This window comes from Thalassotalea sp. LPB0316, assembly GCF_014898095.1.
GTDB lineage: Bacteria > Pseudomonadota > Gammaproteobacteria > Enterobacterales > Alteromonadaceae > Thalassotalea_G.
Genome location: NZ_CP062946.1, coordinates 678,574 through 703,659 on the forward strand (window position 1 = coordinate 678,574; position 25,086 = coordinate 703,659).

General features: G+C 43.2%; 24 protein-coding genes. 9 read left to right on the plus strand and 15 right to left on the minus strand.

Translation table 11 applies throughout. The annotated features are described in order from the left end of the window. Positions 1–29: 29 nt before the first annotated feature. Positions 30–926: an EamA family transporter RarD gene (gene rarD, locus LP316_RS03030; protein ID WP_193022619.1), complete on the plus strand. Its 897-nt coding sequence runs from the start codon at positions 30–32 to the stop codon at positions 924–926. Between the two features lie 24 nt (positions 927–950). On the opposite strand, the gene LP316_RS03035 is transcribed toward rarD, so the two are convergent. Genes LP316_RS03035 through LP316_RS16050 form a run of 7 tightly spaced genes read right to left on the minus strand, consistent with a single transcriptional unit; the run spans position 951 to position 8,119 of the window. Beyond that, positions 951–2,207, minus strand: a complete 1,257-nt coding sequence (locus LP316_RS03035; RefSeq protein ID WP_193022620.1) for a diguanylate cyclase — start codon at positions 2,205–2,207, stop codon at positions 951–953. 12 nt (positions 2,208–2,219) lie between these two features. Then, positions 2,220–4,397 (minus strand): DNA helicase II, encoded by a 2,178-nt coding sequence (gene uvrD, locus LP316_RS03040; protein WP_193022621.1) that lies wholly within the window; start codon positions 4,395–4,397, stop codon positions 2,220–2,222. Between the two features lie 18 nt (positions 4,398–4,415). Beyond that, positions 4,416–5,135: an HAD-IA family hydrolase gene (locus LP316_RS03045; protein ID WP_193022622.1), complete on the minus strand. Its 720-nt coding sequence runs from the start codon at positions 5,133–5,135 to the stop codon at positions 4,416–4,418. Continuing rightward, complete coding sequence (locus LP316_RS03050) at positions 5,135–5,872, minus strand: DUF484 family protein (RefSeq protein ID WP_226960790.1); 738 nt, start codon at positions 5,870–5,872, stop codon at positions 5,135–5,137. Before LP316_RS03050 ends, LP316_RS03045 begins: the two co-directional genes overlap by 1 nt. Continuing rightward, complete coding sequence (gene dapF / locus LP316_RS03055) at positions 5,869–6,699, minus strand: diaminopimelate epimerase (RefSeq protein ID WP_193022623.1); 831 nt, start codon at positions 6,697–6,699, stop codon at positions 5,869–5,871. The genes LP316_RS03050 and dapF overlap by 4 nt, the downstream gene beginning before the upstream one ends. Positions 6,700–6,709: 10 nt before the next feature. Continuing rightward, the gene (lysA, locus tag LP316_RS03060) at positions 6,710–7,981 is read right to left on the minus strand and encodes a diaminopimelate decarboxylase (protein ID WP_193022624.1); all 1,272 of its coding nucleotides are present in this window, start codon (positions 7,979–7,981) and stop codon (positions 6,710–6,712) included. A 3-nt stretch (positions 7,982–7,984) separates the two neighbouring features. Next, a complete protein-coding gene (locus tag LP316_RS16050) occupies positions 7,985–8,119 on the minus strand; it encodes a hypothetical protein (RefSeq protein ID WP_264298964.1) in 135 nt (44 codons plus the stop codon). A gap of 160 nt (positions 8,120–8,279) precedes the next feature. Between LP316_RS16050 and cyaY the strand changes: the two genes are divergently transcribed. Genes cyaY through LP316_RS03090 form a run of 6 tightly spaced genes read left to right on the plus strand, consistent with a single transcriptional unit; the run spans position 8,280 to position 13,435 of the window. Further along, positions 8,280–8,600: an iron donor protein CyaY gene (gene cyaY / locus LP316_RS03065; RefSeq protein ID WP_193022625.1), complete on the plus strand. Its 321-nt coding sequence runs from the start codon at positions 8,280–8,282 to the stop codon at positions 8,598–8,600. Between the two features lie 14 nt (positions 8,601–8,614). Then, positions 8,615–9,544 carry a hydroxymethylbilane synthase gene (gene hemC / locus LP316_RS03070; protein WP_193022626.1) on the plus strand — a complete coding sequence of 310 codons (930 nt, stop codon included), beginning with the start codon at positions 8,615–8,617 and terminating at the stop codon, positions 9,542–9,544. After that, entirely contained in the window at positions 9,531–10,265 is a 735-nt protein-coding gene (locus tag LP316_RS03075) for a uroporphyrinogen-III synthase (RefSeq protein WP_193022627.1), read from the plus strand. The genes hemC and LP316_RS03075 overlap by 14 nt, the downstream gene beginning before the upstream one ends. Beyond that, on the plus strand, positions 10,255–11,598 hold the full coding sequence (locus tag LP316_RS03080) for a uroporphyrinogen-III C-methyltransferase (RefSeq protein WP_193022628.1): 1,344 nt from the start codon (positions 10,255–10,257) through the stop codon (positions 11,596–11,598). Before LP316_RS03075 ends, LP316_RS03080 begins: the two co-directional genes overlap by 11 nt. Then, complete coding sequence (locus LP316_RS03085) at positions 11,595–12,776, plus strand: heme biosynthesis HemY N-terminal domain-containing protein (RefSeq protein WP_193022629.1); 1,182 nt, start codon at positions 11,595–11,597, stop codon at positions 12,774–12,776. Before LP316_RS03080 ends, LP316_RS03085 begins: the two co-directional genes overlap by 4 nt. Positions 12,777–12,814: 38 nt before the next feature. Further along, positions 12,815–13,435, plus strand: coding sequence for a hypothetical protein (locus tag LP316_RS03090; protein ID WP_193022630.1), 621 nt, complete (start codon positions 12,815–12,817; stop codon positions 13,433–13,435). Between the two features lie 56 nt (positions 13,436–13,491). Here the strand turns inward: LP316_RS03090 and fre are convergent, their stop codons facing one another. The 5 genes from fre to trxA all read right to left on the minus strand — a co-directional run bounded on the left by fre (position 13,492) and on the right by trxA (position 18,417). After that, positions 13,492–14,187 carry an NAD(P)H-flavin reductase gene (gene fre / locus LP316_RS03095; protein ID WP_193022631.1) on the minus strand — a complete coding sequence of 232 codons (696 nt, stop codon included), beginning with the start codon at positions 14,185–14,187 and terminating at the stop codon, positions 13,492–13,494. Between the two features lie 39 nt (positions 14,188–14,226). Next, a complete protein-coding gene (ubiD, locus tag LP316_RS03100; RefSeq protein WP_193022632.1) occupies positions 14,227–15,696 on the minus strand; it encodes a 4-hydroxy-3-polyprenylbenzoate decarboxylase in 1,470 nt (489 codons plus the stop codon). Positions 15,697–15,778: 82 nt separating this feature from the next. After that, positions 15,779–16,546 (minus strand): substrate-binding periplasmic protein, encoded by a 768-nt coding sequence (locus LP316_RS03105; RefSeq protein ID WP_193022633.1) that lies wholly within the window; start codon positions 16,544–16,546, stop codon positions 15,779–15,781. A gap of 61 nt (positions 16,547–16,607) precedes the next feature. Next, a complete protein-coding gene (rho, locus tag LP316_RS03110; RefSeq protein WP_193022634.1) occupies positions 16,608–17,867 on the minus strand; it encodes a transcription termination factor Rho in 1,260 nt (419 codons plus the stop codon). Positions 17,868–18,090: 223 nt separating this feature from the next. Then, entirely contained in the window at positions 18,091–18,417 is a 327-nt protein-coding gene (gene trxA, locus LP316_RS03115; RefSeq protein ID WP_193022635.1) for a thioredoxin TrxA, read from the minus strand. 237 nt (positions 18,418–18,654) lie between these two features. Between trxA and rhlB the strand changes: the two genes are divergently transcribed. Both rhlB and LP316_RS03125 read left to right on the plus strand, forming a co-directional pair. Continuing rightward, on the plus strand, positions 18,655–19,917 hold the full coding sequence (rhlB, locus tag LP316_RS03120; RefSeq protein WP_193022636.1) for an ATP-dependent RNA helicase RhlB: 1,263 nt from the start codon (positions 18,655–18,657) through the stop codon (positions 19,915–19,917). Between the two features lie 5 nt (positions 19,918–19,922). Continuing rightward, positions 19,923–21,404: a guanosine-5'-triphosphate,3'-diphosphate pyrophosphatase gene (locus LP316_RS03125; protein WP_193022637.1), complete on the plus strand. Its 1,482-nt coding sequence runs from the start codon at positions 19,923–19,925 to the stop codon at positions 21,402–21,404. A gap of 26 nt (positions 21,405–21,430) precedes the next feature. Here the strand turns inward: LP316_RS03125 and hemB are convergent, their stop codons facing one another. Genes hemB through LP316_RS03140 form a run of 3 tightly spaced genes read right to left on the minus strand, consistent with a single transcriptional unit; the run spans position 21,431 to position 25,085 of the window. Then, a complete protein-coding gene (hemB, locus tag LP316_RS03130) occupies positions 21,431–22,441 on the minus strand; it encodes a porphobilinogen synthase (RefSeq protein WP_193022638.1) in 1,011 nt (336 codons plus the stop codon). Between the two features lie 6 nt (positions 22,442–22,447). Next, complete coding sequence (locus LP316_RS15965; protein WP_226960791.1) at positions 22,448–24,295, minus strand: diguanylate cyclase; 1,848 nt, start codon at positions 24,293–24,295, stop codon at positions 22,448–22,450. Continuing rightward, positions 24,288–25,085, minus strand: a complete 798-nt coding sequence (locus LP316_RS03140; protein ID WP_193022639.1) for a TatD family hydrolase — start codon at positions 25,083–25,085, stop codon at positions 24,288–24,290. Before LP316_RS03140 ends, LP316_RS15965 begins: the two co-directional genes overlap by 8 nt. Position 25,086: the final 1 nt, after the last annotated feature.

Genomic DNA, 25,086 nt, shown 5'->3' on the forward strand with positions numbered 1-25,086 from the left:
TTTTTATCACCTGAGTGCTTAATTAGCTTATGTCGACTGCACAAGATTCTCGTACTGGTGTCATTAATGCCGTTGCCGCCTACTCAATGTGGGGCATAGCACCGTTATATTTCAAACTTATCGCTGAGGTTTCTTCAGGTGAAATACTCATTCATCGCATTGTTTGGTCGTCACTTTTGCTTTTTGGCTTGTTGGTTGTTATGCGAAAAATACCCGCGACAATCAAAGCAATTAAACAATCGAAAACCTTAACCATTCTATCGCTAAGTGCCACGCTTTTAGCCGTCAACTGGTTTTTGTTTATCTGGGCGGTCAACAATGATTATATATTGGATGCCAGTTTAGGCTATTACATTAATCCCCTATTAAATGTCGCGCTTGGCATGATTTTTCTGGGCGAGAAACTTAGAAGACTTCAGATTATTGCAGTGGTACTCGCAATCATCGGGGTCGGTGTGCAACTTGTAATACTCGGCTCCATTCCCATTATTTCATTAGCGCTTGCTGGCACATTTGCCTGTTATGGCTTAATTCGAAAAAAATTGGCCATTGATACCTTTATCGGCCTATTCATTGAGTCATTATTAATGTTACCCGTCGCGCTCATGGCGTGGCTCTGGGTAATCGACAGTAGCACCGTAAACATGGCCAATAACTCAGCCTATCTCAATACTTTACTGATCTGTGCTGGCATAGTTACGACCGCACCACTACTTTGTTTCACTGCGGCAGCTAAACGCCTACCATTATCAACACTGGGTTTTTTCCAATACATAGGTCCAAGTATTATGTTCCTATTGGCAATGTTCCACTTCAACGAACCCCTCGCCCTGCCTAAGCTAGTCACTTTTGGCTTTATTTGGAGCGCATTGGCAATTTATAGCTTTGACTCACTCAAGCAGCAAAAAAAAGCCCGCTCTAATTAGCGGGCTGTGTATTCTTAACGATTGCTAATCGTTGTCATCACCGTGAATAACGACCTGATTACGACCGTTTTCTTTGGCGTTATATAGCGCTGAATCAGCTAAATTTAATTGCTCTGCAACGCCAGATTTAACATTCATTGCAACCCCAATACTGACAGAGATTGAAATGGCATTATCTTCATAAGGGATTTGTTGAATTGATAATTCACGTCTAAAATCATCGAGTTTTGAGTACATTTGATCTTCGTTAACCCCTGCTAAAACAACGGCAAACTCTTCACCACCTAAGCGCCCTAACACACTGTTACCAAGATATTTGCGCATATACAAAGAAACCACTTTTAAAATGTGGTCGCCAGCTTCGTGACCGTAATTATCGTTGATCGCTTTAAAGTGATCTAAATCTATCATCGCGGCACAGTATGGCACATCTGATTTCAAGCACTTAGCCACGAATTGCTGGGCTTGTTGGAAAAACGCTCGGCGATTCGGCAACTCGGTTAAATAATCAGTATTAGCGGCGTGTTTGATTTGCTCGATATGGCTCAAACTTTCAATATTTTGCGTAATGCGACAATAGAACTCTTCAGGGCAGAATGGCTTTCTCAAGAAATCATCAGCGCCATTTTTGATAAATCTTGCGCTGTGAATACCCGATGTTGCGCCAGATATGCCAATAATCGATAATTGATCGCGATTGTATTTTTTGCGAATTTCATTGGTTAACACAATGCCGTCCATCTCTGGCATTTCAAGATCGGTTATGACCATTTTAATGTGAGGGTTAGCCGCTAACACCTCGAGCGCTTCAACGCCATTTGTTGCACCATAGGTTTTAAAATTGCGGCGCTTAAGTAATTCGGTAACGTGTTTGCGAGCTGACAGTGAATCATCAACCACTAACACACCGATACTGCTATTGGTGGTTTGCCAATGTAAAATGCGTTTGAGATATAAAAATGCTTGGCTGTTTTCTTTAGGAATGTAGTCGATAACCGGTAGTGATAGAATGCGTTCACGCGTTTTATCATCCATCTTGCCAGTGAGTACTAAACTTGGAATTTGGTTGGCAAGGACTAATTCAATCGCCTCACCATCAGGGGCATCGGGTAGTGCATAATCGACTGTTGCGGCAAAAAACTCTTGATCGGTATTTAAGATCGCTTCTACTTCAGACAGCGTTTTAGCAAGGACTACATTGAAGTTTAACGCTTCACCGATCTGCTTAATCACCGATGCAATCGGTTTACTGTCTTCGACAACTAATAAGTTTCTTACCATAGTTTATTACTCTCAATTTACTGCTTGCAGATTTGCATAAGCAACCACCAGCCACTTGCTACCAAATTGGTCAAAGTTGACTTGTATGCGGCTTTGCGCACCACTGCCTTCATAATTTAAAACCACGCCTTCTCCAAACTTTGGATGCATCACTTGCTGCCCGAGGGCAAAGCCTGTGTTGTCAAAACTCTCTGTTGTAAAAGACGATGAAAAGCGGCCACTGGTTACCGGACGACTCACTTGCTGTTGCAATCGAATCTCTTCAATACACTCACTGGGCAACTCGCGAATAAAGCGACTTTGCTTGTGATATTTTTCTTGCCCGTATAAACGACGTGACTCCGCATGACATAAGTATAGCTTCTCCATCGCACGTGTCATGCCAACGTAGCACAATCGTCTTTCTTCTTCTAATCGGCCGATTTCTTCTGCCGATTGCATTGATGGGAACATGCCTTCCTCTAAGCCAGCAATAAACACTAACTTAAATTCTAGACCTTTAGCACTGTGCATTGTCATTAACTGCACGGCGGGTTCATAATCATCGGCTTGCGACTCACCGGCTTCTAGTGATGCATGGGTTAAAAAGGCATTGAGATCTGTCATTTCTTCTTCGAGTTCAGGATCTTTTTCAAAGGTCTGACAGGCGGTGACCAACTCGTTCAAGTTTTCAATTCGCGCTTGTGCTCGCTCACCCTTTTCTGCCTCATACATGGCTTTTAAACCACTGTTTTTAATGACGTAATCGGCTTGCTGATCAAGGTTTAGATTAACGGCATCATCTTCTAGCTGATCAATTAAATCGATAAAATTTTTGATCATTTTGGCACTGCGGCCTTTGAGCTCCTCATGAGTCAGCATATGCTGACACGCTTGCCACATGGTCATTTCTAAACTGCGCGCGGCATCTCGTACTAAACTCAATGTCGTATTGCCGATACCGCGTGTTGGCGTATTCACAATGCGTTCAAACGAAGCATCATCGTCGCGATTAGCAATGAGGCGCAAATAGGCGAGCGCATCTTTGATTTCTTGTCGATCGAAGAAGCGCTGACCGCCATAAATACGGTAAGGCAAGTGCTCTTTTAATAACGCTTCTTCTAAAATACGCGACTGAGCGTTGTTGCGATATAAAATGGCTACATCGTCTAGTGAGCCATTTTGCGCACGCCAGCTAGTAATGCGATCAGAAATAAAACGCGCTTCGTCTAAGTCGTTAAATGCTGTGTAGATAGAAATTTTTTCGCCTTCACCATCTTGGGTCCACAAGTCTTTTCCCAAGCGGTTATTGTTATTGGCTATCAGGTGATTGGCTGCCTGTAAAATATTAGCGGTAGAGCGGTAGTTTTGTTCAAGTCGAATAGTTTGAGCACCAGCAAAATCGGTTAAAAAGCGCTGAATATTTTCCACTTTAGCGCCGCGCCAACCGTAAATTGATTGATCATCGTCGCCGACAATCATCACGCGACCTTGCTCACCACCAAGTAATCTCAACCACGCGTATTGAATCGCGTTGGTATCTTGGAATTCGTCGACCAAAATATGGCGAAAGCGCTGCTGGTAATGATGCAACAATACCGGATTATTGAGCCAGAGTTCATGAGCGCGCAGCAATAATTCAGCAAAATCGACAAGGCCTGCGCGATCACAGGCTTCTTGGTAGGCTTGATACACTTTGACAAACATCTGTTCGGTGGGATCATAACTGTGCTCAATGTGCTGCGGACGAATGCCTTCATCCTTTTTGCCATTGATATACCATTGCATTTGTTTAGCTGGCCAACGTTTTTCGTCGATGTTTAACGCTTTTAAAATCCGTTTGATCAAACGCGTTTGGTCGTCTGAATCAAGCACTTGGAAATTTTGCGGTAATTTGGCTTCTTGAAAGTGCATGCGCAATAACCGATGGGCTAAACCGTGGAACGTGCCAATCCACATCCCGTGAACGCCACCACCGGTAGTTTGTTCGACCCTTGCGCGCATTTCTGCGGCGGCTTTATTGGTGAAGGTAACGGCTAAAATACTGTGAGCTGAGGCTTGCTCAACTTTCATCAACCAAGCTATACGGTGCACTAAAACACGGGTTTTACCACTGCCAGCACCAGCGAGTACCAGCATATTTTGTAGCGGCGCGGCTACCGCTTCTCGTTGCTTGTCATTCAAGCCATCAATTAAGTCAGAAACATCCATTATGGGATCTCTAGTTACCTAGTTGGGTAATTGTAAAAGTTGTTCGACACTGGAAATTTCAACATTTGGCAGCACTTTTAACGGCTTACCAACATCGTATTTGTTTAACCAAGCGCTTTGGCAGCCTGCGCGCATAGCGCCGAAAATGTCAGCGTGGCCACAATCGCCAACATGTAACAGTTGGCTGGGCCTAATATCAAGTAATTGGCAGGCTTGGTTAAACATATCGCTATCCGGCTTTTGTAAATTGCCATCGCCTGCTAGAAAAATATGGGTAAAGTAGGGGGCTAAACCAACCCGGCGAACATCAACGTTACCATTCGTAATCGCAACGAGTGGCAGCTTTTGAGCTAATTGCGCTAAAAAATCTAGCGTGGCTTGCTCAACCGTAAAGTTACTGCGCTGATATAAGAAATGTTCCAATCCTTGCTTTGCCAATTTTGTCGCAAGTTCATCAGCCAAGCCAAGCGCGGTTAAACCATGGTGATAGACCACTTCGCGTACTTTAGTGACGTCATGCTTTAACATCGGGGTTTGTTTGACGACCGCTTGGCGATACGGCCACCAAAATTTAGCGCTATAATCTTGCTCAGGTAAACCGTGAGGTGGCAGTACTTGGTTGAAGTACTGATTCATCGCTTGGTCGGCGGCAATCATTTGTTCGCGATTGCTATAGAGCGTGTCATCTAAGTCAAAGCTGATCGCCTTTATCGCTTTAAAGCGACGATAAAACTTCATTACTTAGCCTGTAAATGTTGACCGAGTAATTTGCCAACAAGTTTTCTAAACTGCTCAAGCAATAAGGTATCCATTGTTGGGTCAAAATGATCGGCATCTTGTGAGCTAATCGCAATAAAACCAAGTGTTTCATCGCCATTTTCTAGCTTGATCAGCACAACAGAGCCGGTAGTCGGCTCAGTAAAAATCATCTCTTGCTCACTTTGCTGTAAACGACCAAAGTAGTAATCATTTTTTGTTAGTCGATTTTGCAGTACGCCATAACAGTCATTGGTAATGACATTTTGATGATCGAGTAGTTTATCAATTAGCCACAATTTACAGTCGGCCAATGATAATAGTTGTGTACAAGCCTGATGGATACAGTCGATAATCTCTTGCGCACTTTGGCAATCGATCATGCGCATATACATGTCGCTGTATAAAAAGAACAGTCGCTCATTTTGCTGTGCTGTTGACATCAAGTGGGTGATTTCTTCTTCTAAGCCTTGTACTTTTTGACGCAATACTTGCTGTTGACGCTCAACTAATGACACCACACCGCGTTGTGGCTCTTGTAGTCTCAAACTCGCAAGCAGCGCTGGATGACGAAGGAAAAAATCAGGGTGTTGCACTAGGTAATCGGCAACGATTTGCTCAGTGACTTGGCTGCCCACTTTGGCGATCATTTCATCGCTAACACCTTCAATGTTTGCGTCTAATTTTTCTTGTTGGTTCTGAAGGTTGTCATTGTTCATAAGTGTAATTGCCCATCGAATACATGCACTGCAGGACCTGACATTTTGACTGAATGGCCAGGACCTTTCCAAAAAATACGTAATTTACCACCGGGAAGCTCAACCGTCACTTGGTTGGCGAGCTTTTTCTGAATTTGCCCTACCACTACGGCTGCACAAGCACCACTGCCACAAGCGAGTGTTTCACCTGCGCCGCGCTCATAAACCCGCAACTTAACAAACTTGTCTGAGACAATTTCCATAAAGCCAACATTTGCTTGCTCAGGAAAACGCTCGTGGTGTGAAATTTCAGCACCCAAGGTTTCGACCGGAGCAGATTCAATATCATCGACCGTGACCACGCAATGCGGGTTACCCATTGAAACCGCGCCACAAAATACGGTTTCATCGTCAGTGCGAATAATATACGTGCCTTCTTTTTTCTGCGCTTGAAATGGAATTTGATTCGGTTCAAGTTGCGGGACGGGCATATGCACCGAAATATTGCCGTCGCGCTCAACAAATAGCGTCATCTTGCCTGCTTGCGTTGACACTTTGATCTTGGTTTTATTGGTCAGCCCTTTTAATCGGACAAACTTGGCGAAACAGCGCGCGCCATTGCCGCACTGGCTAACTTCGCTGCCGTCAGCATTAAAAATGCGATAGTGGAAATCTAGATCGGGATCATACGGCGGCTCAACAACTAACAGTTGGTCAAAGCCGACACCAAAATTGCGATCCGCCAACTGCTTAATTTGTTCATTCGATAAAAAGACATTCTGCGTGACATTGTCTAACACCAAAAAGTCGTTACCTAGACCATGCATTTTTGAAAAATTTACTAACATACCACTCTTCTTACTGCGCCGAAGGCTGTTCCGGTAAAACAGTTTCGCCGTGCCACAAACTTTCAATCGTTTCACGCTGACGAACTAAGTGTGCGGCTTCGCCATCAACCATCACTTCAGCAGCGCGCGGCCGAGAATTATAATTTGAACTCATGGTAAAACCATAGGCACCAGCTGAGCGCACGGCAAGTAAATCGCCAGCAACTAGTGATAACTTGCGCTCTTTGCCAAGAAAGTCACCGGTTTCACAGATCGGGCCAACAATATCGTAGGCTTGCTCTTCAACTTCAGGGCGTACCGTTTGTTCAACGGGAATAATTTGCTGATAGGCTTGATACAAAGACGGACGAATTAAATCGTTCATTGCCGCATCAACAATGGCAAAATGGCGACCTTCATTAACTTTTAAAAACTCCACTTCTGTTACCAAAATACCGGCATTGGCCATGATCGCTCGACCTGGCTCATAAATTAAGGTCAGATCGTAATTCGCGAGTTTTTCAGCTAACGCTTTGGCGTAATCGTTAGGATGCGGCGGCTGCTCTTGATCGTAGCAAACGCCAAGGCCACCACCGACATCGAGGTGGGAAAGCGCAATGCCCATGTCTGACAAGCGATCAATTAACGCTAATACCCGATCAAGTGCATCTAAAAACGGGGCCATGTCAGTGAGTTGAGAGCCAATATGGCAATCAACGCCCTTAACTGCTAGCCCAGGCATTTGATTTGCTTTTTGATAAAGCTTGATCGCTTCTTCAATGCTGACGCCGAATTTGTTTTCTTTTAAACCCGTTGAAATATACGGATGGGTGCCAGCATCAACATCGGGATTTACCCGCAGTGAAATATTCGCCACTTTATTTTTATTTAGCGCAACGTGATTAATACGCTCTAGCTCGGCCGCTGATTCAACATTAAAGCAGTAAATTTCTTGATCGAGTGCATAAGCTATTTCGGCTGACGTTTTACCGACGCCCGAGAACACCACTTTTTTCGGATCACCACCGGCTTGAATAACGCGTGCAAGCTCGCCTTGCGAGACAATATCAAAACCACTGCCAAGTCGCGCCATGGTATTTAATACCGCCAAATTACTATTAGCTTTTACCGCGTAACAAACTAAATGCGGCTGGTCACCTGCCGCCTTATCAAAGGCGTGCCAGTGGCGCTCAATCGTTGCGCGAGAATAGACGTATAAAGGCGTACCGTAAGTTTTTGCCAACGAAGTCACTGAGCAGTCTTCAGCAAAGAGTGACTCGCCTCGGCGATTAAAATAGTCCACGAATTACTGTTCCTGTGAAGAGGTAGTTGAAGTAGTTTGCGAAGGTGGCTCTTGATATAGCTCACCATTTAAGCCACAGCCCGATAAACACAAAACCAATAAACTACAAACGAATGAGATAACTTTTTGCTTGTTCATATGAATTTCATACCAAATATCTTTAGATAATTGGTCTTTCGAGTTTTTTTACCATGATAGACGTTTTATAATCGCTTTTATACAACGAATTTTATTACCTTGACGTATATCAGTATAAAGGTGAATAAAATTGCTACATTACACGAGTTAAAGGATAATTATGAACGATAGCCAATACAATTTAATTGCTGATGACTTACTACTGGCAATTGAAGAGGCCATTGAAGATTGTGGTGTTGATATCGACTACGAAAGCGTCGGTTCAATGCTGACATTAGCGTTCAAAAATGGCTCAAAAATCATTATTAACAAACAAGCACCGCTACATGAAATATGGGTCGCTACTAAGTTTAACGGTCACCACTTCGTTTTTGATGGCGAACATTGGCAAGATAAACGCGGCGGCGGCGAGCTTTGGCAGTTTTTATCTAACGCAGTAAGCGTTCAGGCCGAAGCCACCATAGAACTAAGTGCTGAATAAATTAAGGTAGTTTCATGACCCCCACTGTACGCATTGCTACGCGTAAAAGCGCTTTAGCACTATGGCAAGCTGAATATGTTAAAGCTCAATTAGAGCACTTTCATGACAATATCAAGGTTGAACTTGTTCCTATGGTGACCAAAGGCGATATTATTCTAGATACGCCATTAGCCAAAGTTGGCGGTAAGGGCCTGTTTGTCAAAGAACTCGAAGTTGCGATGCTAGAAGGTCGCGCCGATATCGCCGTGCATTCGATGAAAGATGTGCCGGTCGAATTTCCTGAAGGCTTAGGGCTTGAAATTATCTGCCCGCGTGAAGATCCACGCGATGCTTTTGTCTCAAATACCATAGCCAGTTTTGCCGACTTACCACAAGGCGCGATTGTTGGCACGTCAAGCTTGCGTCGCCAATGCCAAATCAAAGCATTGCGCCCTGATCTCGATATTCGCGATTTGCGCGGTAATGTAAATACTCGATTGAAAAAGCTCGACGACGGTCAATACGATGCCATTATTTTGGCAGCAGCTGGCTTAATTCGCTTGGAAATGCCTGAGCGCATCAAAGAATTTATCGAGCCTGAGGTCATGCTACCCGCTAACGGCCAAGGCGCTGTTGGCATTGAATGCCGCACCAATGACGAGCAAATAAAAGCCCTGTTAGCCCCTTTAGCTTGTGAGCAAACTCGTATTCGCGTACTCGCTGAGCGTGCGATGAACCGCGCACTTGAAGGCGGTTGCCAAGTCCCGATTGGCGCATTTGCGACCTTAGATGGTGATCAAGTGCTGCTAAAAGGTTTAGTGGGTGCTGTTGACGGCTCACAAGTGATCGAAAAATCGATTACCGGCCATAAAGATCAAGCCGAACAATTAGGTCAATCTCTCGCACAAGATTTATTGGCAATGGGCGCCGACAAAATCCTTAAGCAGGTTTATGACCAAGCATAAGCCTCACGTATTAGTGACTCGGCCTGAACCCAAAGGCCGAGAGCTCACCGCTTTATTCATCAAGCATGGCTATAAAGCGCGCTTTGAACCTCTATTCGATTATCAAGCCCACGCGTTAGCTACAGAAAAACCGCAAGCAGATATTGCCATTTTTATCTCACAAGCTGCCGTTGAATTTGCACAGCAGCAATCGGCTATTAACCGCTGGCAGGTAACAACCTTTATTGCTGTCGGCCAAGCAACCCAATTAGCGTTAGAAAAGCTCGGTATTTCAGCTATTTCACCTGATCAGCAAAACAGCGAAGGCATGTTAGCGTTGCCAGCGCTCAGCCAAGTTGATAACAAAAGTATTATTATTATTCGCGGTGACGAAGGCCGAGAATTATTGTTTGAGCAATTAGTAGCACGCGGCGCCAAGGTAACGTATTTACAAAGTTATCAACGATTATGGCGAACATTCCCCAGCCAAATGGCTCAGCAGTGGCACCAAGAGGGGATAAACTTTATTATCTGCACAAGTGTCGCTATGCTAGAAAAGATGGCAAAATTATTAGTAACGACTGATAATTACTGGCAAAGATCATGTATTTGGGTAGTTGCCAGTGCACGGATTTACGCAAAAGCAAAGCAGTTAGAATTAACCCACATTATTCTAGCCAAAGGCGCAAGCAACCAAGATTTACTGACCGCTTGCCAAAATGGAAGTAATTATGACCGATAAAAAATCAACGCCAACCGACTCAACTGCGTCTGAAAAGGCTGTAGAAACCGACAACACAGATCAGGCAACACAACCAAGTACGCCTGAGGCAGTCGAACATAGCGCTGAGTCAAAAGTCGCAACATCAAAGCCTTCAACTGCCACAGAAAAAAGCGCAGTAAAAGCCGACGATAAAACTACGGCTAAGGCCAGTACATCATCAAAAACTGCGCAGCGTAGCCAACCAGAGCCACCAGCACCGATAAAACGTAGCAACAAGCTTGCAGGGTTTGCGTTATTCCTAGCGTTATTAGCCATAGCTGGTGTTGTGGGTGTTTTTTATTGGTATCAACAACAGCTATTGGTGTTAAACCAACAAGCCTCGAGTAAAGTCGCCGAGTTAGAGCGTGCTAACCAAAACCAAATTAATGGCTTGATTGCCAACCAGAGCAAAGTACTTGAAGCTAAAATTGCCAGTGCTCAACAAGGCGGAAAGTCTGAACTTGCCCAAGTTTCAAAAACTATCAGCCAACTCAATCAACAAGTGATTGAGCTAAAAGACATGCGTTCAAGCGACTGGCTACTCCACGAAGCGCAATACCTAGTTCGCCTAGCATCTCGTGCATTGTGGTTAGAAGACGACACGCAAGGTGCGATTACCTTACTGCGAGATGCCGACAATCGTCTTATCGAACTTAACGATCCCAATTTACTGCCATTGCGCGAAGTCATTCATCAAGATATAGAGCAACTTTCGCTATTACCGGCGCTCGAAAGTGAAGCTGTAATTTTGACCTTAATCGGTCTAGAAAAACAAATCGAGCAACTGCCGTTAGCATTAGCCTACAAGCCTGATAGCGCAGAACAAGAAACAGATCTTACTCTCAGTGACAACACCGATGATTGGCGTGAAAATTTGGCAAAATCATGGCAGCGCTTAATGGATGACTTTATTACCGTGCGCCGCCGCACAGCCAATGTTGAACCTTTACTCGCACCACAGCAACAGCAAAATCTACAGCAAAACCTGAGTTTAAAACTACAAGTTGCTCAATGGGCGGTTACACGTAAAAATCCCGCGTTATTCAAACAAAGTATTGCCGATGTTCAAGCATGGTTAACAACCTATTATGATGCAGATAGCCAACAAGTGATTAGCTTTAGTGAGCGACTAACAAGCTTAACCGATAGCGTGATCGACCTACCATTACCGAGCAAGTTGCGTTCATTAGGTGCAATTTCTCAAACGCTCGACAGCAAGACCAATCGCGCACCAACGCAAGTCCCCTTGCTAGAAAAACTGCCAATGCCTAAGCCTGTATCAACCGACAAGGACGGTGAGGGCAACGCATGAAAAGTATAATGTTATTTATTCTGTTGTTTCTGCTTGCCGTGGCAATAAGCCCAATGCTGATCGGCGAGAAAGGTTACATCTTGATTGCCATGGGCAATATCACGATTGAATCGACAGTGGTCACCGCTGCAGTACTACTGTTTTTCAGTATGATCGCATTGTTTATTGTCTTGCGCGTTATCAGCGGTAGCGTCAGTTTTAGTTTTAGCACGTGGCGCAAGTTTTCACTGGCGAGTAAACGCAAAGCCAAGCGCAATTTTCGCAAAAGTGTTGCCGCCTATATCTTAGGCGATTACAAAACGGCAGAAACATTGTCGGTAAAAAGCGCAGAGCCCATCGATAACCAAGATATCGCTTATCTTATCGCTGCCGATAGCGCCCAAAAACAAGAAAATAAAGCCAATACGCTGCACTACTTACAATACTTAGAAAGCAGTGAAAATACTAAGCACCACATTGAAAGTGCGCTCGTGCGCTTAAATACGTTAATGGCACTTCAAGAGTATAAAAAAGCGCGTGAATTACTCGATGAATATCATCGCCATATTGGCCATGAATCACGCCTACTGGCGCTAGAAATTTCGCTATCACTGGCTGAATTGCGTTTTGACCACGCTATTGAGTACCTAGTGCGCGCCCGTAAAGATAAAAATATTGGTGAAGATGAAGTTTGCCAATGGGAGCGTGTTGCTTTTACTGGCCAGTTTAACTTGATCATTCGAGAAAAGAGTAATGATGCGCTGCACAATTATTGGCAAGATCTACCGCGCAAAGTAAAACAGCGTGAAACCGTGATCAGCTGCTACGCCCATGTATTAGCGGAAAATAATATTCAACAAGGCCTGAGCAAAGTGTTATTGCCACTTATTAAGCCAGGTACGAATGCCGAGTTACTCAAAACACTTCGCGACTTACCACTGACTAAAGCTGATGACTTAATTGCTAATGTCCAAAAAATCGTGCAAAAACAACCTGAAAACGGTGTCTGGCTCAGTTATTTAGGTCATGTTGCTGGCCAGACAAAAGACTGGGATATGGCAAGCAAGGCATTTCATTCACTCGCTCAGCTTGAACATTACCAGATGGATAAACAAGATTACGTTATGTATAGCAAAGCGTTAATCGCACAAAATAAAATCCAAGAAGCTAATGATATATTAGTTAAAGCGTTAGCTTAAAGATCAAAAATGGAGAAGAGTTCAATAAAGGAAGGTCAATGAACAATGAAACAATAGATATATTAGTACAAGCTGTATTAATTATTCCCGCCTGTTTGTATTGTTTATATTTTTTATCAATGGCGTTGAATGGTGCTAATAAAAAGTTATTTCAAGTTATTATTTTTAATATTGTTTTTTATTCCTTTTTGGTCGCATTTTCTTTAAAAATTGGACTTCTGTGGTATTTCAATCAACAGCCAGATTTTTTGATGGCGTTTTTCAATGTATTCGTCTTAATGTTGGTTTTATTTGCTTTAACATTTCATTACAGCATGTATGTGACAGATTGCACTGTAAAATCTGTTATGAACGCGATAGAAGAAATAAAAGAAGAGCAGGAATTCAATTATGAAATAAATGAGTACAATTCAGGTCGTAAGTTTACACTAGTTAATATTAATGATAATGCTAAAAATAAAATTAGTATCAGCTCTATATTCGGTTTAACTGTTATAGGAGTGTTTAATGAAAAAAGGTTTAACTCATTAAATTTGCTAGATAATGTTGAGATAAAGTTACAAAACAATGCTAAGAAAACAGATGTTGATGCAATTATTTGTTACGTTCTTATTTTAGTTATTGTGAGTGTGTTAATTGCAGGTAACTTTCTTAAATAAAAGGCAGCATCGAATAAATGCTACCTTTTACTAAAAAATTATGTTCAAAGTTAATTTTAAATAAACGCAAAAGCATCGGCAAACATATGCGCTTTAATGCCACCTTGCTCGATAAAATCTTGACGAACTTTGCCAACCATATCAAAACGACCAGCTAAATAAATATCATACGGCTCAAAGCTAACAATATCTTTCATCGCCACTTCGTGTACTAAACCCACTTTACCTTGCCAGTTCTCATCAGGCGTTTCAACCACGGGAATGAAGCTCGAATGAGCCAGCTTGCCAATCGTTTGTGCTGTTTTTTCTAGCTCATAGCAAGCACTTGGTTCACGTAATCCCCAGTAAACAATCACAGGACGCTGGCACTGGCTGTTAACCAAATGCTCGAAAATCGACTTGATGTAAGAAAACCCAGTTCCGCCAGCTAGTAATAGAATAGGGCGCTCACTATCAGCTCTAAACTGCGCCTTGCCCGCTGGCATTTCAACTTGGACGGTTGCTGATGCTTTGATGCGATCAATAACCTGCATTGGGTAGCTATCAGCACCATAGGCACCAATTTGCAGCTCAATGATTTCACTTTCTGGCGCGCTAGCGATAGAAAATGGTCGTTTGTCTTCTTCAGACATAACAAAATTCAAGTACTGCCCAGCTTCGAACGAGACAGCTTGTTCAGGCTTTAACAGCACTTTATACACGTGCTCAGTTAACGGGCTAATTTCCACTACCTGACAAGTAATTGTTTTCATATTTAACCTTACATCTTAGTTGGCATATACGTGAAACGGCTATTCTAAAATGCCGAGTGATTGCCAAATCTCATCTACTTCTTGTTTAACTGCTTCGTCCATCACGATAGGTACACCCCACTCGCGATCGGTTTCGCCCGGCCATTTATTGGTTGCATCTAACCCCATTTTAGAGCCTAAGCCCGAAACTGGCGAAGCAAAGTCTAAATAATCGATTGGCGTATTATCGATTAACGTGGTGTCGCGTGTCGGATCCATCCGCGTGGTCATTGCCCAGATCACATCGTTCCAATCTCGTGCATTCACATCGTCATCACAAACAATGACGAATTTGGTATACATAAATTGTCGCAAGAACGACCATACCCCCATCATCACACGCTTGGCATGGCCAGGGTATTGTTTCTTAATGGTCACTACCGCCATGCGATACGAGCAGCCCTCTGGTGGCAGATAAAAGTCGACAATTTCAGGGAACTGCTTTTGAATAATCGGTACAAACACTTCATTTAACGCAACCCCCAAAATGGCTGGCTCATCGGGTGGACGCCCCGTATAAGTGCTGTGATAAATCGGTTTATGTCGTTGCGTAATATGGGTAACGGTAAAGACAGGGAAATCATCAACTTCATTGTAGTAACCGGTGTGATCGCCATACGGCCCTTCAGGCGCCATTTCATCTGGATCGATATAACCTTCTAGCACGATTTCAGCCGATGCTGGCACTTGTAAATCGTTACTAATCGATTGGACAACTTCGGTCTTACTACCGCGCAAAAGGCCAGCAAACGCATATTCAGAGAGTGTATCTGGGACAGGTGTCACTGCCCCTAAAATCGTCGCTGGATCTGCGCCTAACGCGACTGAAACTGGGAATTTCTCACCCGGATGCTCTTTTTTCCACTCAAAAAAGTCTAATGCGCCACCGCGATGCGATAACCAGCGCATAATCACTTTGTTTTTACCGAGCAATTGCTGACGGTAAATCCCTAAGTTTTGACGCTTTTTATGTGGCCCTTTGGTAATCGTTAAACCCCAAGTGATCAAAGGGGCGACATCACCAGGCCAACACAGTTGGATAGGTAACTTAGTTAAATCAACATCATCACCGGTCAACACCACCTCTTGGCAAGCGGCCTTTTTGACTTGCTTGGCCGGCATATTCAAGACTTTCTTGTATACCGGAATTTTATTTAACGCATCGCGAAAGCCCTTGGGTGGCTCAGGCTCTTTTAACATCGCTAACAACTTGCCTAACTCGCGTAGCGCGGTTAAATCTGGCTGGCCCATCGCCAATGCTACCCGCTCTGGCGTACCAAACAAGTTGGTTAATACCGGCATATCAAAACCAATAGGATTTTCAAACAGCAAGGCAGGACCTTTGGCGCGTAAGGTGCGGTCGCTAATTTCCGTCATGGTTAACTCAGTTGATATCGGTTGAGTGATGCGTTTGAGCTGACCTTTAGCTTCTAATTGTTCGATAAAATCGCGTAAGTCGTTGTATTTCATTGAGCGTTGCGTTCTAAAATTTGCTGAGCATTATATGCTATTGCAAGGATTAACCAAAGCGTGAAATCAATCACCTTAGCTCTTATTCAAGCTTGTCTATTTCAGGTGACTCATCGTAAGCCTGTAAAAGACGACTAATAAGATGAGGGTCGGTTCCCTTACTAAATGCAAAATATAATTGAGTAGAAGGTACAGGTAACGGATGGAACTCAACCAACCGATCACAATTTAAGCTCATTTTTTGGCAAAAAGCCGCCAAACTGGTACTGTTTGCAGGAATCGCATCAACGCGTTTTTTATTGAGCATATTCACCATTTGAACGGGGTTATTTACTAATTGGAGGTTTTCATAACCATACTTTGTGAGGTGCTGCTCTGTCGCCGAATTGCGGATTGCCGCGATGTTAAGTGCCTTTAATTCCTGCTGTGACAAAGACGAAAAAGCCTGTTGATTCTCTTTCAGGGTATACAGTGAATAGCTCAAATCAGTGATCGGTCGCCCCCAGATAAATTCATGCTCTCTTGCTGGTGTTCGGGCAATCGAAAAGATCATCACATTAGGGCTATTGAGCGCGATATTATAAGCGCGTGCCCATGGCAGTACTTCTATCTCCGCGGCTAAATTCGCTCCGGTCAACATCGCCTGAACCGTTTCGGCGTTTTTGCCTTTGATTACGCTATTTTCAAGGTACTGAACCGGATAAGAATCTTCGGTCACGATCCGTAAATTAGTCGCACTAGCGGACAGCGAGCAAAAAAAGACCAATAAAAGTGCATTTAACGCTCGATGCCAACCACCTTTACAAGTTATTAATTTTTCGAGGGTTTTAACAATATTGAAATTCATCATTTCGCTACTACCAAATACGAAAAAGCCAGCAATTAAGCTGGCTCTTAGATAACGCTTTGATTTATTGACGCTTCATCGAGTCGAAGAATTCATCATTGGTTTTGGTCATTGCCAACTTATCAATAAGGAATTCCATTGCATCAATTTCACCCATTTCATGAACGATTTTGCGCAATATCCACATTTTTTGTAGTTCGTCAGGTTTAGTCAATAATTCTTCGCGACGCGTGCCACTGCGGTTAATGTGGATAGCAGGGAATACGCGCTTCTCTGCAATTTTACGAGAAAGGTGTAGTTCCATATTACCTGTACCTTTAAACTCCTCGTAAATCACTTCATCCATTTTTGAACCGGTTTCAATTAGCGCTGTTGCGATAATCGTTAAGCTACCACCTTCTTCAATATTACGCGCAGCACCAAAGAAACGCTTCGGACGGTGTAAAGCGTTAGCGTCAACACCACCGGTTAAAATTTTACCCGATGAAGGAATAACTGTGTTGTAGGCACGGGCTAAACGGGTAATAGAATCTAATAAGATAACCACATCTTTTTTGTGTTCAGTTAAACGCTTAGCTTTTTCAATAACCATTTCAGCTACTTGCACGTGACGACTCGCTGGCTCGTCAAAAGTAGATGCAACAACTTCACCTTTAACTAGGCGTTGCATTTCAGTCACTTCTTCCGGACGCTCGTCAATCAGTAACACCATTAACTCACACTCTGGGTGGTTATAGGCAATACTTTGGGCAATGTTCTGTAAAAGTAAGGTTTTACCCGCTTTTGGTGGCGCAACAATCAAGCCGCGCTGACCTTTACCGATAGGTGATGCTAAGTCTAAAACGCGTGCGGTAATATCTTCAGTTGAACCGTTACCGCGCTCCATGCCTAAGCGTTCATTGGCGTGAATAGGTGTTAAGTTTTCAAATAAGATTTTATTGCGAGAGTTTTCTGGGCGGTCGAAGTTAACTTCATTAACTTTTAATAGGGCAAAGTAACGCTCGCCGTCTTTAGGTGGACGAATTTTACCTTGAATAGTATCACCGGTGCGCAAACTAAAGCGGCGAATCTGACTCGGTGAGACATAAATATCATCAGGCCCTGCTAAGTATGATGAATCTGCCGAGCGTAAAAAACCAAAACCATCTTGTAAAATCTCAAGTACACCACCACCGAAAATGTCTTCACCGCTTTTAGCGTGAGCTTTTAAAATGGCGAAAATAATATCTTGTTTGCGGTGTCTAGCTAAATGCTCAAGTTTCATTGATTCAGCAAGTTGCACCAATTCATTAATCGATTTTTCTTTAAGTTCGGTAAGATTCATAGTGAGAGTACTTAAAAATATTTAATATGTTTGATGGCCTGACGGAGCAGGTTCACAATATTATAGAAAGTGTTTTTGGTTGATATGTAAACTTCGTTTGAATGCTAAACTTAGCATTAATTTTCGAATAGGTAAAGAAAGTGGCGTTTCTTTCTAAATTTTCTTGTGTTAAATCAGCCTAAATAACAAAAAAGCCCTAAAAAGGGCTTTTCTATCTTATCGCTTATAAGTTGTTATCTAAAAACTCTTTCAATTGAGTTTTCGATAAAGCACCTACTTTGGTGTCAGCTACATTACCGTCTTTAAATAACAATAATGTTGGGATACCGCGGATGCCGTATTTTGGTGGCGTGCCCGCATTTTGGTCGATGTTTAATTTAGCTACCGTTACTTTGCCGTCGTATTCTTCAGCAATGTCGTTTAATAGCGGGGCGATCATTTTACATGGACCACACCATTCAGCCCAAAAATCAACAAGTACAGGACCAGATGCATTAATGACATCTGCTTCAAAACTATCATCTGTTAGCTGAACAATCTTATCGCTCATTATTTTCTCCGTTGTATGTGGCCTAACTGCCTGATGGTGGAAGAGTATAACGCTATCTTCCACAGATACCAAATCACCCTTTTTTATATCTAATACCAACCGTTATTAAAATTCGATCAATGCAACGCACTTTATCACGCAAAAGAGGGTAAAAATCTTGCTTAACACCTATATAAGGGCGCAAGAAACAATAATCAATAGTTTTTTATTAACTGCTTACCTGTTAAGCTAGCAGCCATGAAAAAAACACACTTATCAGATAAAAAGTTTGCCGACTTAAACCTGGATCCAAAGGTAGTGGCCGGTTTACATGCCATGGGCTTTGAACAATGCACCTCAATTCAGGCAAAATCGTTGCCAGTATTAATTGAAGGTAAAGACATTGCAGGCCAAGCACAAACAGGTGAAGGTAAAACAATTGCCTTTTTAGCCGCCACGTTCCATCGCTTGATGCAGTCAGAACGACCGAACAATAATAATCCTCGCGCGATTATTATGGCGCCAACTCGAGAACTTGCGATTCAAATCCAGAAAGACGCTATTGAAATGGCGAAAAGCACAGGTTTGCGCGTAGGCGTTGTCTACGGTGGTGAAGGTTACGACTCGCAACGAGAAACGCTCGAAAAGGGTGTTGATATTCTGATTGGCACCTGTGGTCGCTTAATCGATTACCTAAAGCAGGGTATTTACCAATTAAACAATATTGAAGCGGTTGTGCTAGACGAAGCCGACCGAATGTTTGATTTAGGCTTTATTAAAGACATTCGTTACTTGTTTAGACGCATGCCTGAAGCGAAAGAGCGCTTAAACATGTTGTTCTCTGCCACCTTGTCATTCCGGGTAAAAGAACTTGCCTTTGAGCACATGAACGATCCGGTCAGTGTTGAAATTGAGCCAGAGCAAAAAACCAACCTGCGCATTTCAGAAGAGCTATTTTATCCATCGAACGAAGATAAAATGACCTTACTTCAAACACTGATCGAAGAAGAGTGGCCAGAAAAAGCGATTATTTTTGCCAACACCAAACACTCATGTGAAAACGTCTACAATTACCTTGTTGCCGACAAACACCGCGTAGGCCTATTAACAGGTGATATCCCACAAAAGAAACGCTTAAACATTTTAGAGAGTTTCAAAAAGGGTAACTTAGATATTTTAGTGGCAACCGACGTTGCTGCCCGTGGTTTACATATTCCGTCGGTAAGTCACGTGTTTAATTACGACTTACCCGATGATTGCGAAGACTACGTTCACCGCATTGGCCGTACTGGTCGCGCGGGAGCGACGGGGCATGCGATTAGCTTAGCTTGTGAGGAATATGTTTTTAACTTGCCGGCGATCGAAAACTATATCGAGCACACCTTACCTGTTAGTAAATACGATCCCGATGCTTTATTGACCGACTTGCCTAAACCAAAACCTAGACAACGTCGTCATAAACCACATAATGGCGGACAAAACCGTACAAAAACCTCGTATAACAAACAACGTAGAAATTAACGCTTATGACATCACCTTTGTACGCTGTTATTGATTTAGGCTCAAACAGCTTTCATATGCTCATTACCCGCCAACTGGCTGACAGCGTACAAATTGTTGATAAAATTAAGCGTAAAGTGCGTTTGGCCAGTGGCCTTAACACTGACAATATGTTGAGTGATGAAGCAATTGAGCGCGGTTTAGAGTGCATGCGCTTTTTCGCGGAGCGATTACAAGACTTTCCCAAACAAAACATTCGAGTTGTCGCTACAGCGACTTTAAGACTCGCGAAAAACCGCGATGTTTTTATCGAACAAGCCAACCAAATTTTGGGGCATAATATTCAATTATTATCAGGGGTTGAAGAAGCCAAAACGATTTATAAGGGCGTGGCTTATACTTCCAATATCCAAGGTAATAAATTAGTTTTCGATATTGGTGGTGCCAGTACTGAAATTATCATTGGTGAAAATGTTGAGCCACTCAAAGCAATGAGCTTAGATATCGGCTGTGTTACCTTCAACCAAACATTTTTCAACGCTGGCGCATTAACGCTAAGCGCCTTTGAACTGGCTACAGCACAAGCCAAATTACATATCAATAGCGTGATCAGCGAATACCAAGGGTTAACCTTTGATGTTGTGCTTGGCGGTTCGGGAACCATGCAAGCGTTGGCTGAAATTTTAATGCATCAGCAAAAACCTACCCTCATCGATTACGAGTTTTTATGTGCGATTAAACAGCAACTCATCGCCTGCAAAACCATTGATGCGATTAGTATTGGCGGTTTAGACGGGGAGCGTATTCCAGTTTTTGCCAGTGGCCTTGCGATTTTAATCGCATTATTTGAAGTGTTTGAAGTTAAGACCTTGCGTTTGTCATCAGGCGCGCTGCGTGAAGGTTTGCTTTACGATATGTTACCAAGTGCAAAAACGGTTGACATAGCGGCCTTAACCATTAATTCGATGATGGTGAAATATCACGTTGAACAGCAACAAAGTGAGCGGGTTACCAGTATTGCTCAGCAACTTTTTAATGGCTGTGTTGATCACTGGCCAGCCATTGTCAATGATGATTATTTTGTCGTTAATGCGGCTTGCCAACTACACGAAATCGGTTTGCTGATCGACTTCAAGAACCAACAAAAGCACGGCGCCTATATTGTTAATAACAGCCAAATGCTAGGCTTTGATCAAAGTCAAAAGCAAACGCTTGCCATGCTCATTGCCCAACAAAAATCTGACATTGATTTACAATATTTGGCCAGCCAGCTGTTACCGCTAAACACCTGTGCATCGCTACTCGCAATTGTCCGCCTTGCGATTTTACTGGCAAGCAGACGTCACGACAAACATCTACCAACACTCACATTAATTAGTGATGTCGATAGCCTAACGCTAGGGTTTGAACACGCTTGGTTAGCTAGCCATCCGCTGATTGCAGATGAATTAAGACAAGAAGTAAAACAGTTTGGCAAACTAGGTATTAAGCTGAACGTTAATACCTAGCGCAATCCATAAGACGGCATTAAGCCTTACTTGTCTTCTGTTAACCAGTATGCCACTTGCTTGGCAAAATAAGTCAATATACCATCGGCACCCGCGCGTTTAAATGCTAATAAACCTTCCATGACGCAAGGTCTTTCAGCTAACCAACCGTTTTGAATTGCAGCCATGTGCATAGCATATTCACCACTGACTTGATATGCATAGGTTGGCACTTGGAAGTTATCTTTAACACGACGCACTATATCTAAATAGGGCATGCCTGGCTTAACCATCACCATATCAGCGCCTTCGTGAATGTCTTGAGCGATTTCGTGTAGCGCTTCATCGCTGTTTGCCGGATCCATTTGATAAGAGTATTTGTTACCGCCTTTAATATTGCCAGCAGAGCCAACCGCATCTCTAAATGGGCCATAGTAGTTTGACGCATATTTTGCTGAGTACGCTAAAATACGGGTGTTAACAAAGCCGTGCGCTTCAAGTTCTTCGCGAATAGCGCCAACGCGACCATCCATCATGTCTGACGGTGCAACGACATCTGCGCCGGCTTGTGCGTGCGATAAGGCCTGTTTTACAAGAATGTCTTTCGTCACTTCATTTAACACGTAGCCGTTATCGTCGATAATGCCGTCTTGACCATGAGTGGTAAAGGGATCTAAGGCGACATCGGTAATAACACCAAGTTCTGGAAATTTCGCTTTGAGCGCGCGAACAGCACGTTGAGCAAGACCATCAGGGTTGTATGCTTCTTCTGCCATCAACGATTTTTTATCTGCTGGTGTGACCGGAAATAACGCAATCGCAGGTACGCCCAAATCAACTAATTCTTGTGCTTCTTCGAGCAACAAGTCGATGCTTTTACGCTCAACACCTGGCATTGATTCAACCGACTCACGTTGGTTTTCACCTTCTAACACAAACACGGGGTAAATTAAGTCATTAACCGTCAATTGGTTTTCTGACATCAAACGGCGAGAAAAATCATCAGCTCTCATTCGTCGCATACGACGTGCTGGGTATTGTCCAAAACTCTTTGTCATTGTGTTCTACTTTTCTAAATTAATCGGCAAATATTGAACCTGATTTCGGCCCTCGTTCTTTGCCCGATACAGTGCTTTATCAGCACAACTAAATAAGGTTTCTACTGTAGCAAAAGATTCTTGTCGGTAGGTTGAAATACCGCAACTTATCGTTAAGTTGATTTCGTTCTCTGCTAGCGTAATCGGGTGTTCTTCTACTTGCTTGCGCAACTTTTCCGCAATTGCCATCGCACCTTGTTCATCGGTTTCAGGCAATATAATACAAAACTCTTCACCGCCATAACGACACGCGATATCGGTGCTGCGTTGGGTTGTCAGCTTGATCAGTGAGGCGACAGCAATCAAACTTTTGTCACCGCCTAAATGACCAAAATTATCATTGACTTGCTTAAAGTGATCAATGTCGATCAGCAATAAACTCAACGGCGTTAAATTTCGCTTGCTACGTCTAAATTCCGCCAGTATTTTTTGATCGTAAAAACGACGATTATACAAGCTCGTTAGCTCGTCCGTCGTGTTTGTTCGCTCTAACTCTTGGTTTGCTTGCTCGAGTTCTTGCAACGCTATATTAAGTTCAAAGGTTCGCTCTTGTACCCTAGATTCTAACTCTTCTTGGGTGGTATTTTGTAAGGCAAGGAGTTCTTCTTGTGCTTTTCTTGTTGCATTGGCCTGCGCTAACGCCTGTCTTTGCGCTAACTGCTTGTCTTGAATTTGGTGGTAATACTGTTTACTCAGCAAAAACACCACCAAAATATTATGCAACCAAAAGCCGACAAACATCAGGGTATGTGACTGCTCAAACCAATAGTAATTGTAGCTGTAATAATAGAGCACGCCCAAGCAAAGTTGAATTGCCGAGATAATGGTAAACGCTAACGATAACCGAACCTTGCGCTGATAGAGCTGCCAACCAATGACAACAATGGCGCCGGTAACAATAAAATGCATCAAACTTGAAATTGCGCTGTTAATACGAGTATCAATAAGCAAGCTCAATGGAATATAAACTACCAAAATTAAGCCAACGGTTTTTAAGATTCGATGGGCACGCGGTAATCGCTGACGTAAATTAAACAGGTTTTCAATAAACAAAAAGTAAAAAATTACGGAAATAGCACCTAAAATAGGAGACTCTACTGAGCGCAACTCAGGATATTCGGGGAAGAAAAAATAGAGGTTGTACCCCATAGTCGTGGTTAACAACAAAGTACGAGTAACAAAAAACGCAAATAGCCATAACAGTGGCCCATTGCCGGTACCAAAGTACAACAACAAAGCAGCGATTGATAAACACAACATACCGCCAATGGCAAAACCTTGAGTAAATTGAGCGTCAAACGATGCTTCGACAAATGCCGACTCTTTACTGAGCTTGATCTGAACCAACTCAGGCCAATCAGCTTCAATCGCTAAGTATACCGTCGAACGGCCAAATGCCGTTAACGGCATCGATATCGACCAAGTATCATTATTGAGTAAACTCACCGATAACGCTTTTGGGTCTAGGCGTTTATCAACGTAAAATGCTTTGATGTTTTGCAGTGCATGGCGATTAGCTATATTGATAAAGGCAGTTGCGGCATCTTCGTGGTGATTGGCAACTTCAAATCGAAGCCAATTTTTACCTTCGGCCAAGCGGATATAGTTAGCATTGTCGACTTGGCTATCTTGCCAAGCACTTGCCGGTGCAGCCAAGACGGCCGATACTGAAGACACCGCTAATGACTGCATACGCAGCGCTTGATACTCGGTGACAACAAACGTTGTCGACTTTTCTTTGAAGCCGTAAACGGTTTGGCCATTAGTTGCCAAGCTTGTTAACAATAACCAGCAAAGCAAGGCCAACCTAGCCATGACAGCTCCCTAACTTAAACACGCGAGCCGCATTGTTTTGGCTGTGTTCAATAATGACTTGTTCACTCTCACCATATAACTGCGCTAGGGTGCTAACGACAAAACCGAGGTAACTTGGCTCGTTGCGGCTCGATTTAGGTTTTGGCCGAATCGTACGAGGGGTTAGATACGGCGCATCCGTTTCAATCATTAACCGCTCAAGTGGGATCAGTGGCACGATAGATTGGAGCGCTTGGCCTCGGCGTTCATCGCAAACCCAACCAGTAATACCAATATACATGTCATGCGCTAAACAAGTTTCTAACTCTTGTTGGTTGCCAGTAAAACAATGAGAAACCATTGCTGGTACTTTACCCAAATAAGGTTTAAGACAGCCAAACCATGTGTCAAATGCATCGCGCTGGTGCAAAAACAGCGGTTTTTGTAATTCACTGGCGAGCGCTATTTGCGCCTCAAAAACCCGTTGTTGATTCGCCGGTGTTGAAAAATTGCGATTAAAATCAAGGCCGCATTCGCCAATAGCTTTAACACAAGCATGTGATGTCGTTAATAATCGCAATTGCTCGATAAAGTCATCACTCACGTGATCAGCGTCATGTGGATGAACACCACATGTACTAGATAAAAAATCGGGGTATTGTTGGCATAGCGCAACAGCTTGACTACTTTCAGCAACACTCGTTCCCGTGACCAAGCAATGCTTAACACCAGCTAATTGAGCGCGATCAATTACCTCAGGTAAGTCTTTACTAAAGCGACTATTGGTTAAGTTAACCCCGATATCAATCAAG

Bases quoted from the DNA above. Each gene is read 5' to 3' on its own strand.
- rarD (WP_193022619.1), top strand. From the start codon at position 30: ATGTCGACTGCACAAGATTCTCGTACTGGTGTCATTAATGCCGTTGCC.
- LP316_RS03035 (WP_193022620.1), bottom strand. From the start codon at position 2,207: ATGGTAAGAAACTTATTAGTTGTCGAAGACAGTAAACCGATTGCATCG.
- uvrD (WP_193022621.1), bottom strand. From the start codon at position 4,397: ATGGATGTTTCTGACTTAATTGATGGCTTGAATGACAAGCAACGAGAA.
- LP316_RS03045 (WP_193022622.1), bottom strand. From the start codon at position 5,135: ATGAAGTTTTATCGTCGCTTTAAAGCGATAAAGGCGATCAGCTTTGAC.
- LP316_RS03050 (WP_226960790.1), bottom strand. From the start codon at position 5,872: ATGAACAATGACAACCTTCAGAACCAACAAGAAAAATTAGACGCAAAC.
- dapF (WP_193022623.1), bottom strand. From the start codon at position 6,699: ATGTTAGTAAATTTTTCAAAAATGCATGGTCTAGGTAACGACTTTTTG.
- LP316_RS16050 (WP_264298964.1), bottom strand. From the start codon at position 8,119: ATGAACAAGCAAAAAGTTATCTCATTCGTTTGTAGTTTATTGGTTTTG.
- cyaY (WP_193022625.1), top strand. From the start codon at position 8,280: ATGAACGATAGCCAATACAATTTAATTGCTGATGACTTACTACTGGCA.
- hemC (WP_193022626.1), top strand. From the start codon at position 8,615: ATGACCCCCACTGTACGCATTGCTACGCGTAAAAGCGCTTTAGCACTA.
- LP316_RS03075 (WP_193022627.1), top strand. From the start codon at position 9,531: ATGACCAAGCATAAGCCTCACGTATTAGTGACTCGGCCTGAACCCAAA.
- LP316_RS03080 (WP_193022628.1), top strand. From the start codon at position 10,255: ATGACCGATAAAAAATCAACGCCAACCGACTCAACTGCGTCTGAAAAG.
- LP316_RS03085 (WP_193022629.1), top strand. From the start codon at position 11,595: ATGAAAAGTATAATGTTATTTATTCTGTTGTTTCTGCTTGCCGTGGCA.
- LP316_RS03090 (WP_193022630.1), top strand. From the start codon at position 12,815: ATGAACAATGAAACAATAGATATATTAGTACAAGCTGTATTAATTATT.
- fre (WP_193022631.1), bottom strand. From the start codon at position 14,187: ATGAAAACAATTACTTGTCAGGTAGTGGAAATTAGCCCGTTAACTGAG.
- ubiD (WP_193022632.1), bottom strand. From the start codon at position 15,696: ATGAAATACAACGACTTACGCGATTTTATCGAACAATTAGAAGCTAAA.
- LP316_RS03105 (WP_193022633.1), bottom strand. From the start codon at position 16,546: ATGATGAATTTCAATATTGTTAAAACCCTCGAAAAATTAATAACTTGT.
- rho (WP_193022634.1), bottom strand. From the start codon at position 17,867: ATGAATCTTACCGAACTTAAAGAAAAATCGATTAATGAATTGGTGCAA.
- trxA (WP_193022635.1), bottom strand. From the start codon at position 18,417: ATGAGCGATAAGATTGTTCAGCTAACAGATGATAGTTTTGAAGCAGAT.
- rhlB (WP_193022636.1), top strand. From the start codon at position 18,655: ATGAAAAAAACACACTTATCAGATAAAAAGTTTGCCGACTTAAACCTG.
- LP316_RS03125 (WP_193022637.1), top strand. From the start codon at position 19,923: ATGACATCACCTTTGTACGCTGTTATTGATTTAGGCTCAAACAGCTTT.
- hemB (WP_193022638.1), bottom strand. From the start codon at position 22,441: ATGACAAAGAGTTTTGGACAATACCCAGCACGTCGTATGCGACGAATG.
- LP316_RS15965 (WP_226960791.1), bottom strand. From the start codon at position 24,295: ATGGCTAGGTTGGCCTTGCTTTGCTGGTTATTGTTAACAAGCTTGGCA.